The organism is Parasphingorhabdus flavimaris, assembly GCF_013371215.1.
GTDB classification, from domain to species: Bacteria; Pseudomonadota; Alphaproteobacteria; order Sphingomonadales; family Sphingomonadaceae; genus Parasphingorhabdus; species Parasphingorhabdus flavimaris.
This window is the reverse complement of record NZ_JABWMH010000004.1, coordinates 282,267-295,962: the sequence shown is the minus strand read 5'-3', so window position 1 is coordinate 295,962 and position 13,696 is coordinate 282,267. Positions and strand designations below refer to the sequence as shown.

The following is a 13,696-nucleotide window of genomic DNA, read 5'->3' as shown; positions in this document are numbered from 1 at the left end:
TCCTGTCAGGAAGCCTGTTCGGTCAGCATCGCCTGCCAGCGCTGCATACCCGAAATCCAGCGCTCGGGATCGGCGCCCTTCTGCTTGACATAATCGCCGACGACCGGATGGGGCAGAATCAGGAACCGCTCGTCGCCGATCGCCTCGACACAGATATCCGCGACATGTTCCGGCGTCACGATCCCGTCCTTGGCCACCGTGGATGTATCAATCCCGGCAATCATCGGCGTATCAACGCCTTGCGGACAGAGAACCGAAACTTTCAGTCCTTCTGCACCATGGGTAATCGCCAGCCACTCCGCGAAACTCACCGCTGCATGTTTGGTGACGGAATATGGCGCGGATCCGATCTGAGCCAACAGGCCGGCGGCCGATGCGGTGTTGAGCAGATAACCGCCGCCACGCGCCAGCATTTTCGGCACCAGTATCCGCGCTACCCGGATATGGGCCAGGACATTGATGTCCCAGATATTCTGCCAGTCAGCGTCACCCACTTCGACGCCACCGCCGGTGATGATCCCGGCATTGGAGACGAACAGATCAATCGGACCGATATCGGATTCGACGGTTTCGATCAGCTGGCTGATATCCTCGGCCAGTGACACGTCGGTCCGGATCGCGACGCCGCCAATCTCGTCGGCTACCGCTTGCGCGCCGGCCAGATCACGATCCGCACAGACGACTTTCTTTGCGCCCTCGGCTGCAAAACGCCGGGCCATTGCCGCGCCGATACCGCTGGCGCCACCGGTGATGACGACGATCTTGTCTCTGATTTCCATATTAGCTTACCGCTCCTGCTTGAATAAATTAATCACTCGCTTAAAGATGCAAAGCGGCTAGAACAAGTGCAAGATTGGCTTCGCGTCGATGCCCAGCCTAAAGCCTGGTCCTGAATGAAGTCTCGGGACCGTGAAACCGGTGGGAACGTTGATTGCGCGACAATATGTTGCGGTTTGCCGGGAATGAAAAAAAGGAGAATGATATGTTTAGTCACATGATGGTCGGGTCGGACGATATGGACCGCTCGAAGAAATTCTATGATGCCCTGTTCCAGAGCATCGGTGGCAAGGAGGGCATCGTCGATCCGAAGGGCCGGCTGATGTATCTGCACAATGACAGCATTTTCCTCGTCACACCGCCGATCAATGGTGAAAAGGCGAGCTGTGGCAACGGCATGACCATCGGATTCGCAATGGAAAGCCCCGCCCAGGCGGATGCCTGGCACAAGGCTGGCCTCGAAGCGGGCGGCACCGCGATCGAAGACCCTCCAGGGGTTCGCGACAATCCGGGCATGAAACTCTATCTCGCCTATCTGCGCGATCCTGACGGCAACAAGCTCTGCGCCTTGCACCGCATGGGTTGAGGCAAGTGCCGGACAAAATAATACGCATCGGCGGCGCGAGTGGCTTTTGGGGCGAAAGCGCAATAGCCACTCCGCAGCTGCTCGGTGCGGGCGTCGACTATCTGGTTTACGATTATCTCGCCGAGATCACCATGTCGATCATGGCGCGCGCCCATGCCCGGGATCCGGCGGCAGGCTTTGCCGGTGATTTCATCAGCGCGGTTCTGAAACCGCATGCCAAGGCCATTGCCGCGCAAGGGGTGAAGGTGATTGCCAACGCAGGCGGGGTCAATCCTGCATCCTGCGGCAAAGCGGCCCGGGCTCTGATCAAGGAACAAGGCCTTGATCTCAAGGTTGCGGTCATCACCGGCGACAATCTGCTGGCCGATGTGGACGCCATCGCTGCCGATGCACCGGCCGAAATGTTCACCGGCGCGGCCTTTCCGGACAAGGATAAAATCGCCAGTATCAACGCCTATCTCGGCGCTTTCCCGATTGCGCGGGCGCTGGCCGAGGGTGCCGACATTGTCATCACCGGCCGCTGCGTCGATAGCGCAGTGACACTCGGTGCCTGCATCCACGAATTCGGCTGGTCGGAAAGCGACTATGATCTGCTCGCCAGCGGGAGCCTCGCGGGACACTTGCTCGAATGCGGGCCGCAAGCCACCGGCGGCAATTACACCGACTGGGAAGACGCCGGCGACATCGCCAATATCGGCTATCCGATCGGGAGTGTTTCCGCCGACGGGTCATTCACCGTCACCAAGCCCGATGGCACCGCAGGCTGCGTGACCGTCGGCACGGTATCGGAGCAGATGCTTTACGAAATCGGCGATCCGCAGGCCTATTTCCTGCCCGACGTGGTCTGTGATTTTTCCAGTGTCGAGATCGCCCAGACCGGCCCCGACATGGTCCGGGTCTCTCCCGCCAAAGGCTATCCGGCGCCCGATCATTACAAGACCTGCCTTACCTATGGCGAAGGTTTTCGTGGCGGGACCTCGGTCAGCTTCTATGGGTTTGACGCTGCCCGCAAGGCACAGAAATTCTGCGACAATGTCCTGGTCCGCGCGAACAACATCCTGCGCGGCCACAATCTTGGCGACTATAGCGAAACCAGCGTCGAGATCATCGGAGCGGGTAGCCAGTTTGGCGATTTTGCACCCAGTCACGAACCCCGCGAAGTCGTTGCCAAGATCGCGGCCAAGCATAGCGAGGCGGCGGCAATCGGGATATTGCTCCGCGAGCTGACCGGCCTCGGCCTCTCAACCCCGCCCGGCCTCAGCGGCTTTTCCGGCGCACGTGCGAAACCTTCTCCCGTGGTGCGGCTGTTTTCCTACCTCACCCCGAAAGGCGCACTGCCCGTCGAGATAGATGTCGACGGCAGGAAGATCGCGTTTCAGGACGCCGACGCTGTGGCTTTTGATCCGGCTGCCATCCAGAGGCCACCGGCTCCGCAAACGCCCGACGGACAGGATGCCGCGACCGAAGTGCCGCTGATCCGGCTGGCCTGGGCTCGCTCCGGCGACAAGGGCAACAAGGCCAATATCGGCGTGATAGCGCGCGACCCGGACTATCTTCCCTATATCTGGGCGGCTTTGACCCCGGCCTCCGTGGCCGACCGCTTTGCCCATTTCATTGAAGGTGGCGCCGATCCTGCGAAGGTCGATAAATATAGCCTGCCGGGCTCCCACGCGATCAATTTCCTGATCGACTCGATACTCGGCGGCGGCGGTATGGCGAGCATAAGAAACGACGCCCAGGGCAAAGGCTATGGCCAGATATTGCTCGCCCATCCGGTTGCCATACCGGCGGCGCTGGCGGATAAGCTGGACGACCAACAAGGAATGATATGATGATGCAGGAAGCCCGGGATTTCAAAGACGAAAGCGATACGCTCGCGGCCGTGCTCGGCGATGCCGGTGATGACCTGCTGTCCACGGTAACCCAGTTCAAGAGCTGGACCATCGAAGACGTAATCGGCCATCTGCATATCTGGAACGTAGCCGCCCTGATGACCCTGCAGGATCCGGATGGTTTCAAGCAGTTCCTCCGCGATATCATGGCCGCCTTCCAGACCGGCAAGGGCCATGTCGAGGCGCAATATGAATGGCTGGACGCAAATGCCGGCGGAATTCGCGGCAGGGCTTTGCTCGATGCCTATTGCGACTATTATCCGAAACTCGCGGCGGCCTATGGCGAAGCCGATCCCGAGGCCCGCGTGGCCTGGGCCGGGCCCGACATGACCACGCGCTCGAAGATCATCGCCCGCCAGATGGAAACATGGTCGCACGGTCAGGAGATATTCGACATCCTCGGCAAGGAACGCCCCGATGGCGACCGCATCCGCAATATCGCGCATCTCGGTATCACCACTTACGGCTGGACCTTCCGCAACCGTCGTCAGGAACCGCCGGCGCCCAAGCCCTTTGTCCAGCTGACCGCGCCGTCGGGTGCCGTCTGGGAATGGAATGACCCGCAGGAAGACAATCTCGTCCGCGGCAGCGCGGTGGAATTTTCGCAGGTCGTGACCCAGACCCGCAATATCGACGACACCGCACTGGAAACCGTCGGCACGACCGCTCGTCAATGGATGGAGATCGCCCAGTGTTTTGCCGGCGCTCCCGAAACGCCGCCGGCCAAGGGAACGAGGGCCATCGCGACCGGCTGATATGGAGGAGATGATGACAGCCAGCGACCGCATCGCCGCTCTCGCCTCGTTTTTTTCCTGCTCGCCGGAAGAAGCGGCCAAGGTCGACGCTGCAACCCGGCTGGCGCATTACGGCCACAGGGATATTCTCGCGCATCAGGGCGATCTCGGGGCAAAGCTGTGGATCGTTCTCGAGGGCCGGGCCCAGTTGCAAATCATCGGCGTGGACGGCCAGACCAAATTGCTCGCCTCCCATGGACCCGGGGAATTATTCGGCGCCTTCCCGCACGAGCGGGTGGTGATTTCCGATGTCGTGGCCCAGAACCGGCTGTCAGTGCTCGAAATACCGACCGCGAAAATGGCGACACTGCTGGAGGAAGAGGCACGGATAGGCAGCGGCCTGTCGAGAATATTGGGTCGGCAGTATAACGCCGTACTCGACCGGATGGCGGCGCGGATCACCCTGACCGCCAATGGCCGGGTCTATGCGGAATTGCTGCGCGAAGCCGGGGAGAAAGGCCGCATATCACCGCCGCCAGTGATAGCTGCGCTGGCGTTATCCGCCCAAACCACACGGGAAACCGGTTCGCGAGCGATCAGCGCGCTGGAACGGCGCGGGATCATCCGGCGCGACGAAGAACGACTGGAAATCATCTCGTACGGCTTGCTGGAAGAACTGATCGTCTGAACCCGCTGCTCAGGGCAGCGACCACAAGGGCAACGGTCCGGAAGCGGTCTGCAATTCGCCAATTTCCTCAACCCGCTGCTTGCCGGGATCGATCGTCAGCACCATTGCCGATTTGCCGTCGGTCAGAATCGCGCCCCCGCGCGACGCACGCGCGATGTCACCCGCTTTCTCGAGCAAGGATGCCGCAGGTCGTTGCGGTTCGATGATATCGACGAGCAGACTGATCCGGCAATCCGGGTCATGCTGCAATAGCAAGAGGCCGGTCTGAAGCAGCTCGCTTGGACTGGGAGATATCCGGTAACAAGCATCGCCGAACGAGGAAAAATCGTCCGCGGCATTCACCAAAGCGGGCAGCATATCCCGGCCGACACCCTCCACCCACAGGATCGCGGCAATTTCTCTGGTCTCCGCACGCGATGACGTGACGATCGATCGATGTCCCCCCTTGCGCGCGACCGCGATCATATTTTGATCATGTCCGCTATTGGCCCAGACCAGATGCTGGGGTCGTGGTTCATCGCCAAGACCGGTGATGGTGAGCGCCTTGGGCTTGCTGCTCAGCACCGCGGCGTTGCGGACGCACTGCCCCATGGCAACCAGATCGGCCAGTTCCACGGCAACCGCGATCGACGGCTCTGCCTCGTCGGGCAATTCGGTCAGCACGTCCAGCCGGGCTGCGGCCTCGATAAGGGCATCGAAGCGGGCGCCCCAGTGATCGCCATAGGGCGCGACTGAAAGCTCGCGAAACCGGTCCACCGGATAGGGCAATATGACATGCAGTTCCGCACCCGCCTTGTGCAAAGCTTCGGCAATCAGTATATCCGCGCCTGCCGCGAGCGCCCCAAAGCCGAACCCCGGCTTTTCCCGCACGATGATCGCGTCAATATCCTGCAGGAGAGTCGCGTCCGTGTCGTCGAGCCCGATGATCCCGCTGAAATAGAGGCTGGGTGGCGGCCGGTGCCGGTCGAGCCAGGCTGCGTCCTTGCCCTGTTCGGCAAGGATCAGCTCGAACTGGCCGATAGTCGCGGCATGGTCTTCCCAGGCCCGGGGCAGTTTCGATATTCCGTCGGCCAAAGCGGCGCGGGCACCGGTTTCATCACCAAGCAGCAGCAAAGCCTCCGCCCGGGTCGCGGCGCGCCAATAGACGTTTTCGCCTTGCGCAGGGTCGCTCTCCAGCAGCGCCAGCGTTTGCCGCGCCAGCAAATGCGCCCGTTCCGGCCTGCCCCCCAGCAGCGCTAGCGCTGCAGCATTGATCAACGGATAGCTGTCCCGCTCCAGCTCTGCCGCCGCCGCATAAGCCTCCGCCGCTTCGCCATAAAGCCGGACGCGGTCTGCGCCGCTCGCAGCCTTCGCCTGATCCTTGAGCAGACGGCCTTTGAGGGTAAATGCCTTGGGATCATCGTTCCGTTCGTTCCATCCCGAAGACTGAAACAAGGCCCAGGCCCGCGCCGGATTCCCGGCGCGGGCGATGGCAAGGATTTGGGTGAGAGGGGTCACGCCTCCATCAATACAGGTCTGGCGGATGCGGCGGCCAATAGGGCGGGTGTGCAATTCCTCCGGCAACCGCCAACTTGTGTTTGTCGGCAACATGGATGTCGAAAGCGATGCGCATCCCTTTATCTTTGAGCTCTCGGGCCTTTTTGCCATCAAATACGAAACCGGCCCACTGCTTATCACCGGCAATCAGACAGGGATCAGAAAACAAGCCCTTCAGCTCCGAAATCTCGTCCGCCCCATATTCCTTCGGCAACCTGATGCCGAACAAATGCTCGGCATTGTCAAAGGCCAGATTGCTGTCGTCGCTCAATTTGAAAACATAGAAACATCTCTCCTCTTCAAATTTTATCGAGAGGCATGAACTGTCCTTATATGGCAAGTCCGTTGATGAAGATGCCGCCGTTGAACCCGGAAAACATCCCTTCTCTTGAGCAGCGCGGGCCAGTTTTATAGCCTCCGAGATATCACCGTTGCATTCCTCCGTCCCGATAATGGAATATCGGCCGTCATCACCGTCTTCGATAATTTCCCGATATTCTATTCGCTCGATACTGTGACCTATCCTGCCTCCGATGGGCAAGTGATCATGATCATCGTGTTTTGGTTCAGACTCTGACATATGCTGCCTCCTAATGTTGCATCTTGCTAAGGCTTTTCAGCCATTTGGACCATTCTTCGTTGGTAGGATCGTGCGCCTCCAGCTCTTCCGCCAGAGTTGTCGCAAGCTCAACATATTCGCCCGAGGCAACCATTTCTTCATGCTCGGCAAGACGCATTGCATATCCTGCGTAGGAGCGCATCTGTTGCTCCTGCCAATGCCGGTTTGCCGGCTCCGAGGCCACGATTTCGTCGATTATCCTGATATGGCTTGCAAGCATTTTCAACCCTTCCTCAACATTGTCCAGCGCGATATCCGCATCGGCAAGCCAGGCATATCGGATCGCAAGATCAAGTCTCGCAGTATGGCTTTCGGGCCGAAGCTTCGTCAGTTGTTCCGCCTGGTCCAGTGCTTTTTGACAATGCATCTTTGCCCGTTGCACATCTCGACCTTGCAACAAATAGGAAGAGCATAAATTGGCATTCGAATAGGACGATTCCTGAAGCAATTTCGCGGCATCAGCCGATCCCTTATCGATTGCTTGAACGAGTTTCAGACTTTCATTGTAATGCGCCAGCGCTTTGGTGAATTGACCCTGGTGCTCGTACCAGCCGCCAATCGCATTCCTGCTTTGCGCGTGATCGAGCTGACGTTTGGAATTTTCTGGTTCTGCCAGCAAAAGCGTTTCAGTGATTCTCAGCCCTTTCCGATATTTTGTCAGCGCCGATTCTGAATCGCCCCGCCGTTCGTCATCTTCAGCCATCAAACGCAGAATCGACGCCTGCAGTGGCGAGAGCTCATCCTGTTGGGAATAATGATCCATGGCGCGCTTGTTCACGCTGTCCATGATTTCGAGCCGGCCGACATCATCCATTTTTTCCCGCAAATCGGTCAGCATATATTCGACCAGTCCCTCGGCTTCGGCCTGCTGGCGCTGCGCTTCGTTGCGCGACTGGATTGCGAATATTGTCATCCCGATCATGACTAGCAGCGCCACCAGCGCGCCGCCCGTGACCGCCATCACGCGGCGGATGCGGCGGCTCGCATCGCGCTGGACCAGCGCGTCGAGCGGGACTTCGGCGATGCCGGCAACAATCTTCAGAAAACCCAGCCGCCAGCCATCACCCTCCTTGCGCAGGTCAGCGGCGAGCGGCTCGGCTCCCTCCAGCAGCGATTCAGGGAACGCCTCCTCCGGCTCACCGCGCACCAGCGCTGCCAGCACCGGCCGACCGGGATGCAGCGCCCGGAACAGCGCGATTTCCCGCGCCACCCAGATCGACGCCCTGGCATCGGGAGAGCAGATCACGATCAACGCCTGCGACCCCGCCAGCGCCCGTTTCACCGATTCAGAGAGATCCGCCGCCGCAGGCAGGTCCTCGCGATCGCGAAAAATCCGGCCCAGACGACCGTCGTCCGGAGCGGACGCTTTCCGATCCCGGAGATGGGCCGGCAGCCGATAGGTCTCGATTTTCCTGTGCAGCTTTTGCGCGACGGCGGCATCGGCATGGCTGTAACTGACAAATGCGCGAAAATGCGCCGCATGCGGATCAGATTTCTCCGTGTCTGCCAATTTTGCCCCGCGATCGAATGTTCAGACGACATTTGCCCGATTGCCTGATGTAAAATACTATCGTCTTTCGGGAATGCTGTCACGGAGTAAAGTTTTTTCGAGGCGCCGAGCGGCAGGTGACTGCGGCTTGGGGCCGAGTGTGCCCGTGCTCGTCGTGATCCGCCAAATTTCGCTCGACTAACGGCGCTTCCGGCTCAAATATCGAGCCCCGGCGATGATACAAATCCTAAGAAATGTAGATTGCGTTTCGAGGCCCAGGTGGGGTCAAAGCATCTGAGTTTTGTGAACGGATGACGGCCACGGAGGGATTCGAACTAAAATGTCAGCGCATTGAAATAATGAATTAATTTATTCGACAAAGTCAAAATTAACCCCGCTACATACCCCCACTTCCAATTGACTGCGCGTTCGTCCGCTTTGTGCTCATATCACCGAACCGCTTAGCGGTATTAAATATCGGTTCGTTGGAACACTATATATAAATACGTTTTTAGCATTGCGTAGGCGTTTTGGGAACATGTGAGATCAATCAAACATCGTTGCCAATCATTTACATGATTTCCAACGAGGCAATAAATATGTCTGCTCCAAGATGGGCGGGCAGACATTGTCTTTTGCTGTAGAAGAATTTTGCATGTTCACGGGCGCGGCCTTTCCGGATGAGGAAAGGATCGCCAGCATAAATGCTTATCTCGGTGCTTTCTCTATCGCCTGGGCACTGGCGGAAGGTGAGGATATCGTCATCACCGGCCGCTGCGGCCTGAGTGCCGTGACCCCGGGTGCCTGCATACAGCGATTTGGCCGGTCGACGAACGATTCGCCAGCGGCAGTCTAGCAGGCCACCGGCGGGAATGGCGGACAGGCCCTGTTCGATGCCTATTGCGACTATTATCCGAAGCCGGTCGTTGCCTATGGCGCCGCCGCCCCCTAGGATGCCGTCTGGGAATGGAATGGTCCGCAGGCGGGCAATCTAGTTCGTGGCAGGGCCGTGAAGTTCGCTTAGGTCGTGACCCAGACGCGTAATATCGATGATACTGGACTGGAGACGGTTGGAACGACGGCTCGGCAACAGATGAAGTTTCTCAGTGTTTGCTGGCAGGCGGAGATGCCATCAGCGAAGGGGGAGAGTGGAAGGATGATGGGGAGGGGGCAATGACTGTTGGGGATCAAGTTGTAGGTTTTGTTTCGCTTTGGCTGGAAGACTAAGCTAGGAATGATAGCTCATGCAAATTTTGTCGAACAGACGTCACGCGGATTTGCCAATGTCGACCGTCACCTTCGTCACGATAGTACCATTGCGCGAGAGTGTTCCGACAAGAATCAAAATATATTTTTTTGACATATAGTATAGTGACGATGGGCCACTTTCTTTAACATAGTCCACGGCGTCCGAGGCAGTGGATATTCGAACGGAAGAATGGTTTTTTCTCCATCGTATTTTGGCCGTTCTAAATCGCCCTTTCACCGTATCCGTAATTGTAATGCTGTCACCTACAACCGCCACTTTGCGAATATGCCTGACGCCTTGGAAGTCCGTGTAACTAGATACAATCGAAGGCTGATCAGCCTGGCCATCAATATGCACTTCCTCGCGCCGTAGCCATTCACCATAAAGAAAGCGTCCAACTCGGGGCATTTGATCACGACCGTCAAATTCGATTGTATTGTGTGCGGCAGTAGATGAAAAATACTCCCAACCGGTTTCGGCGTAGCTGTAGGTGCCAGCGTCACACAACAGATTTGAACCACCGCGCCAGACATCGAGGTGCAGCGCATCAGCTTGATGAGGGCGAAATTTTGTGCCTGGAAGTCGCATGTAAATGCGCCAATCACCGCTGCTGATCGCAGCAATGGCACTTTCGGCAAATAAGCGGACCGGTGGCGCGACTTCCACTCCTATCGGCGTTCCGGACCGGATGCTTAGCCATTGCAGCAAGGCGCTCGCACTAGCCGTTTCAGAAAATGCGGTCTTACCTTCGAAAAGCGTCGAAGCTAGCGCACAGCTCGGTCGAAAATCACGCGACCGGCCAGGGCCAATAGGCAAGAGCCACGCCCCGTCGTTGGATCCCATATTCGGAACTTCCCCGTTTACGGGCTCCGTAAAGAAACGCAGCCATTCGCTTGCACTAGCAGCTTTGCGGACGAATTCCGCGCTGAAGTCAGGCGCGCCAAATGCGCGCCGAACTAGCTCCATTACGGAAAGGCTGTCGAGCATGAGCCGATGGTAAACATGAGAATATTGCGCAAAACCACCATCGTTAAGTATCAAAGCTCTGACCCGGTTTTCAGCAAGGGCTTGTCCTGCTTGCATATATTTTAACGCTTCCGCTCTTCGATCGTTGTCGGCGCAACAGCGCGATATCCAGAGGCCTCCCGCGTATAGCGCCATAGCTTCCGAGGTCGCGTGATTATTGTCCTGACCACGGGCATATGCAATGGTAGGCGCGATGCGCCGCAGATGCTGCAGCAGCAAAGATTCAAGCGGTGCAGACAATGTATCCTCATTCCCAAGCAAGATCGCTGCGAGAACCAGATGAGCGGTGCGGATACTTGCTTCCTGCCCGCAAATCCAGTTGGGCCCATTGTAGGCGGGATTATGTTCAGTCCAATCAGTCAGCCAACGATTTAGCTTGTCCATCGCTCCCGACTTGCCGAGAGCTGCATTTTGCGCGAAAGCTATCACCCAGTCAAAGCGGGATGGTTCCCAAACGGCCTTGATATCACCGATATCCGCGGAAAATACACTAACTTTGTCCCAGCGCTTCTTTACATCCTTTACTCGTGAGCCAGTCAGGATATTGGCATGCCAGTCGGGTGGATCATCACTCGGCGCACCGCACGCCTTCCCAAACGCCCATGGCTGGTCCTGCCACACGGGAGTGGGCGCGGGCAGCGGGCCAGATCTGTTGGAAGCAATAAAAAAATCGCCCTTAACCAAAACTACCGGTACGATTTTGAGCACAGGGTGCAGGCCGGTTTTCAAGCCCGCCCGATAAAGCCCGACATCCAGTAAACTCCGCCAGCCGAGGCGTATATAGGCTCGGGCTTTGGTGGCTAGATTCATCGCTGCTCCCGAAGTATCTCGGCAGCTTTGATGGTCGCCTCCGCTACCTCGAATATTTCTTCAGGCGGAATGGGGCTGGACATACCATTGCAAATCGCCTGATAGAATTGGTTGATGCAAGCTTCTTGCCCTTTATCCTGTTTCAGGCCGCCTTTTTTGCGAAAGCCGGGCCAGCCAAAGCCGCGCAAGTTTTTGAAATTGTCAATCTGGAGGATCCCGCCGTTCGCAAAAACCTCTATCCGCTCTTTCGGAAAACTTGGGGCGCCATTGGCGAGATAATGAATAGAACCGTGCGATCCATCCGCAAATCGGAGCAGAATAATTGCCTTGTCTTCGGTTATTAACTCGAACTTGCTTTCTCCCATTTTCTGGCTTTTGATCTCGACAATTTCATTGCCTGCAAGAAAGCGCATCAAGTCAATAAGATGGCAAGCCTCTCCTATGATCCTTCCGCCTCCGATGTCTCGATCCTGTATCCAGACATCCGCGGGGATTGCGCCGGCGTTCATGGTCATTATGAAAGATTTAGGGCCATTCACCTTATCAAGTAATGATTTCATTTTGATGGTATAGGGTGAATAACGTCTGTTATAGCCAACCATCAGGCGCACCGCGCTCCCCACCGCAACCTGTTTCTCGTATGCCGAACGGACTAACTCGAGTTGTGCCCGGTCAATCGCCAGCGGTTTTTCGACAAATACACTCTTCCCGGCATTGAGCAGCCGCGCTGTAATTGAGGCGTGTGTGTTGTGCTGAGTTGCAACCACAGCGGCAATTATTTCGGAATCGCTCAAGATTTGATCAATATCCGTTCCTGCCTTCTCAACCCCGAAACGTTTGGCTGTTATGGCGCCACTGAGTCCGCCCGATGTCACTATGGGCCCGATATTTGCTCCGATTTTTGCGAGAGCAGGTACGAGAATTCGCGATGCATAATTACCGGCTCCAATCACAGCGATACGCGGCTTATTGATGCTCGCGCCGACGCGTACGGTACCAATCTTAACAGTGCGCGCTAACCGTGTCTCAGGCGCACTTTCATATTTGAGGAGGACACCAAGCAGACCTTTGTCATTAGCAAGGCCTTGAAACGCGACAGGCGCTTCCTCGAACGGCAAAGTTTTGCTTATCATTGCAGAGACGTCAATTTTCCCCGAAGACATCAAGTCCAAGATGGCTTCGAAATTGCGTTGCTCCGTCCAGCGGACAAACCCTAGCGGATAATCCTGGCCGTCTTCTTCATAGCTATGATCGTATCGCCCGGGCCCATAGGAACAGGAAACCTGAAAGCTCAACTCCTTTTGATAAAAATCATCGCGCGACAAATTCAGGCCTGTCACTCCGACCAGTACGATCCGACCGCGCTTGCGAGACATTTGTGCGGCGTGGCGCACAGGATCGTCTGACTTGGTCGATGCCGTGATAAGGACAGCATCAACGCCGCGTCCGGCGCTAAATGCCATTCCAGCGCTAACCGGATCAGCTGCATCGGACAAATTGCATATTTCAGCACCCCAGCTTTCTGCCAGAGCAAGCTTTGTACCATCAAAATCAATTGCCAGCACCCGGCACCCGTTGGCCAGCAATATTTGAATTGTCATGAGCCCGATTAGGCCTGCCCCCATGACGACAACAGACTCGCCGATCGTTGGCTGCGCCAGCCGGACGCCCTGTAGTCCAATGCTTCCAACGACGGTAAAGGCGGCATGCTCATCCGGAACGTTATCGGGGATTAGGGCACACAGATTTTGCGGCACACGCACGGTTTCGGCATGTGGTCCGTTGGACAGCACACGATCACCGACCGAAAAACCGCGCGTGTCGGACCCAGCGTCGGCAACAATTCCGACATTGGAATAGCCAAGGGGGATCGGTTGCGACAGTTTTGAACGTACGGCCTCAACCGTTGTTGTCAGACCGTCGGTACGGACTTTATTCAGCACTTGTGCAACCTTGTCCGGTTGTTGACGCGCTTTACTGATCAATGACGCCTTGCCGAAGTCAACGAGCATCCTCTCGGTTCCGACCGAGATCAGCGAACATTCGGTATCAATTACAAGGCTGCTTGGGCTAGGAGCGGGTCGGGGTGAATCGATAAGGCTGGTTGCGCCGGACGACATATCCTGAATAATTTGCTTCATGGGTGCGCTCTGTAGATTGCCGATTCCCCTGCGTCCAGTCGATTCCTCCAAGGTTTCCCGATATTTTTACGGCCTAAATAGTACACTGCAAAGCAATATACTGAACAACTAACCGGCTGACGCCGGCAGATTCATGGCTTGTGGTTGAA

The 13,696-nt window shown here is 57.0% G+C and carries 11 protein-coding genes; 5 read left to right on the top strand and 6 right to left on the bottom strand.

The window, feature by feature from the left end; all coding sequences use genetic code 11:
- Positions 1-5: 5 nt before the first annotated feature.
- Positions 6-779: an SDR family oxidoreductase gene (locus HUO14_RS14175; protein WP_176280479.1), complete on the bottom strand. Its 774-nt coding sequence runs from the start codon at positions 777-779 to the stop codon at positions 6-8.
- 203 nt (positions 780-982) lie between these two features.
- On the opposite strand from HUO14_RS14175, the gene HUO14_RS14170 reads away from it, so the two are divergent.
- Genes HUO14_RS14170 through HUO14_RS14155 form a run of 4 tightly spaced genes read left to right on the top strand, consistent with a single transcriptional unit; the run spans position 983 to position 4,677 of the window.
- Entirely contained in the window at positions 983-1,363 is a 381-nt protein-coding gene (locus tag HUO14_RS14170; protein WP_176280478.1) for a VOC family protein, read from the top strand.
- Between the two features lie 5 nt (positions 1,364-1,368).
- Positions 1,369-3,195: an acyclic terpene utilization AtuA family protein gene (locus HUO14_RS14165; RefSeq protein ID WP_176280477.1), complete on the top strand. Its 1,827-nt coding sequence runs from the start codon at positions 1,369-1,371 to the stop codon at positions 3,193-3,195.
- Positions 3,192-4,010 (top strand): TIGR03084 family metal-binding protein, encoded by an 819-nt coding sequence (locus HUO14_RS14160; RefSeq protein WP_246255667.1) that lies wholly within the window; start codon positions 3,192-3,194, stop codon positions 4,008-4,010. Before HUO14_RS14165 ends, HUO14_RS14160 begins: the two co-directional genes overlap by 4 nt.
- A gap of 13 nt (positions 4,011-4,023) precedes the next feature.
- Positions 4,024-4,677, top strand: a complete 654-nt coding sequence (locus HUO14_RS14155; protein WP_176280476.1) for a Crp/Fnr family transcriptional regulator — start codon at positions 4,024-4,026, stop codon at positions 4,675-4,677.
- Between the two features lie 9 nt (positions 4,678-4,686).
- On the opposite strand, the gene HUO14_RS14150 is transcribed toward HUO14_RS14155, so the two are convergent.
- The 3 genes from HUO14_RS14150 to HUO14_RS14140 are packed head-to-tail and all read right to left on the bottom strand — an operon-like array spanning position 4,687 to position 8,342.
- Positions 4,687-6,174, bottom strand: coding sequence for a tetratricopeptide repeat-containing protein (locus tag HUO14_RS14150; protein WP_176280475.1), 1,488 nt, complete (start codon positions 6,172-6,174; stop codon positions 4,687-4,689).
- 7 nt (positions 6,175-6,181) lie between these two features.
- On the bottom strand, positions 6,182-6,793 hold the full coding sequence (locus HUO14_RS14145) for a hypothetical protein (protein ID WP_176280474.1): 612 nt from the start codon (positions 6,791-6,793) through the stop codon (positions 6,182-6,184).
- A 10-nt stretch (positions 6,794-6,803) separates the two neighbouring features.
- On the bottom strand, positions 6,804-8,342 hold the full coding sequence (locus HUO14_RS14140) for a toll/interleukin-1 receptor domain-containing protein (RefSeq protein WP_176280473.1): 1,539 nt from the start codon (positions 8,340-8,342) through the stop codon (positions 6,804-6,806).
- Positions 8,343-8,976: 634 nt separating this feature from the next.
- Here HUO14_RS14140 and HUO14_RS14135 point away from each other — a divergent pair.
- Complete coding sequence (locus HUO14_RS14135) at positions 8,977-9,177, top strand: acyclic terpene utilization AtuA family protein (RefSeq protein WP_246255665.1); 201 nt, start codon at positions 8,977-8,979, stop codon at positions 9,175-9,177.
- Positions 9,178-9,588: 411 nt separating this feature from the next.
- Here the strand turns inward: HUO14_RS14135 and HUO14_RS14130 are convergent, their stop codons facing one another.
- The gene (locus HUO14_RS14130; RefSeq protein ID WP_176280471.1) at positions 9,589-11,406 is read right to left on the bottom strand and encodes a heparinase II/III family protein; all 1,818 of its coding nucleotides are present in this window, start codon (positions 11,404-11,406) and stop codon (positions 9,589-9,591) included.
- A complete protein-coding gene (locus tag HUO14_RS14125; protein WP_176280470.1) occupies positions 11,403-13,547 on the bottom strand; it encodes a bi-domain-containing oxidoreductase in 2,145 nt (714 codons plus the stop codon). The genes HUO14_RS14130 and HUO14_RS14125 overlap by 4 nt, the downstream gene beginning before the upstream one ends.
- Positions 13,548-13,696 lie beyond the last annotated feature (149 nt).

What these genes read in the sequence shown, in the direction of transcription:
- HUO14_RS14135 (WP_246255665.1), top strand. Translation starts at nt 8,977, where the DNA reads ATGTTCACGGGCGCGGCCTTTCCGGATGAGGAAAGGATCGCCAGCATA.
- HUO14_RS14145 (WP_176280474.1), bottom strand. Translation starts at nt 6,793, where the DNA reads ATGTCAGAGTCTGAACCAAAACACGATGATCATGATCACTTGCCCATC.
- HUO14_RS14170 (WP_176280478.1), top strand. Translation starts at nt 983, where the DNA reads ATGTTTAGTCACATGATGGTCGGGTCGGACGATATGGACCGCTCGAAG.
- HUO14_RS14155 (WP_176280476.1), top strand. Translation starts at nt 4,024, where the DNA reads ATGACAGCCAGCGACCGCATCGCCGCTCTCGCCTCGTTTTTTTCCTGC.
- HUO14_RS14125 (WP_176280470.1), bottom strand. Translation starts at nt 13,547, where the DNA reads ATGAAGCAAATTATTCAGGATATGTCGTCCGGCGCAACCAGCCTTATC.
- HUO14_RS14160 (WP_246255667.1), top strand. Translation starts at nt 3,192, where the DNA reads ATGATGATGCAGGAAGCCCGGGATTTCAAAGACGAAAGCGATACGCTC.
- HUO14_RS14130 (WP_176280471.1), bottom strand. Translation starts at nt 11,406, where the DNA reads ATGAATCTAGCCACCAAAGCCCGAGCCTATATACGCCTCGGCTGGCGG.
- HUO14_RS14175 (WP_176280479.1), bottom strand. Translation starts at nt 779, where the DNA reads ATGGAAATCAGAGACAAGATCGTCGTCATCACCGGTGGCGCCAGCGGT.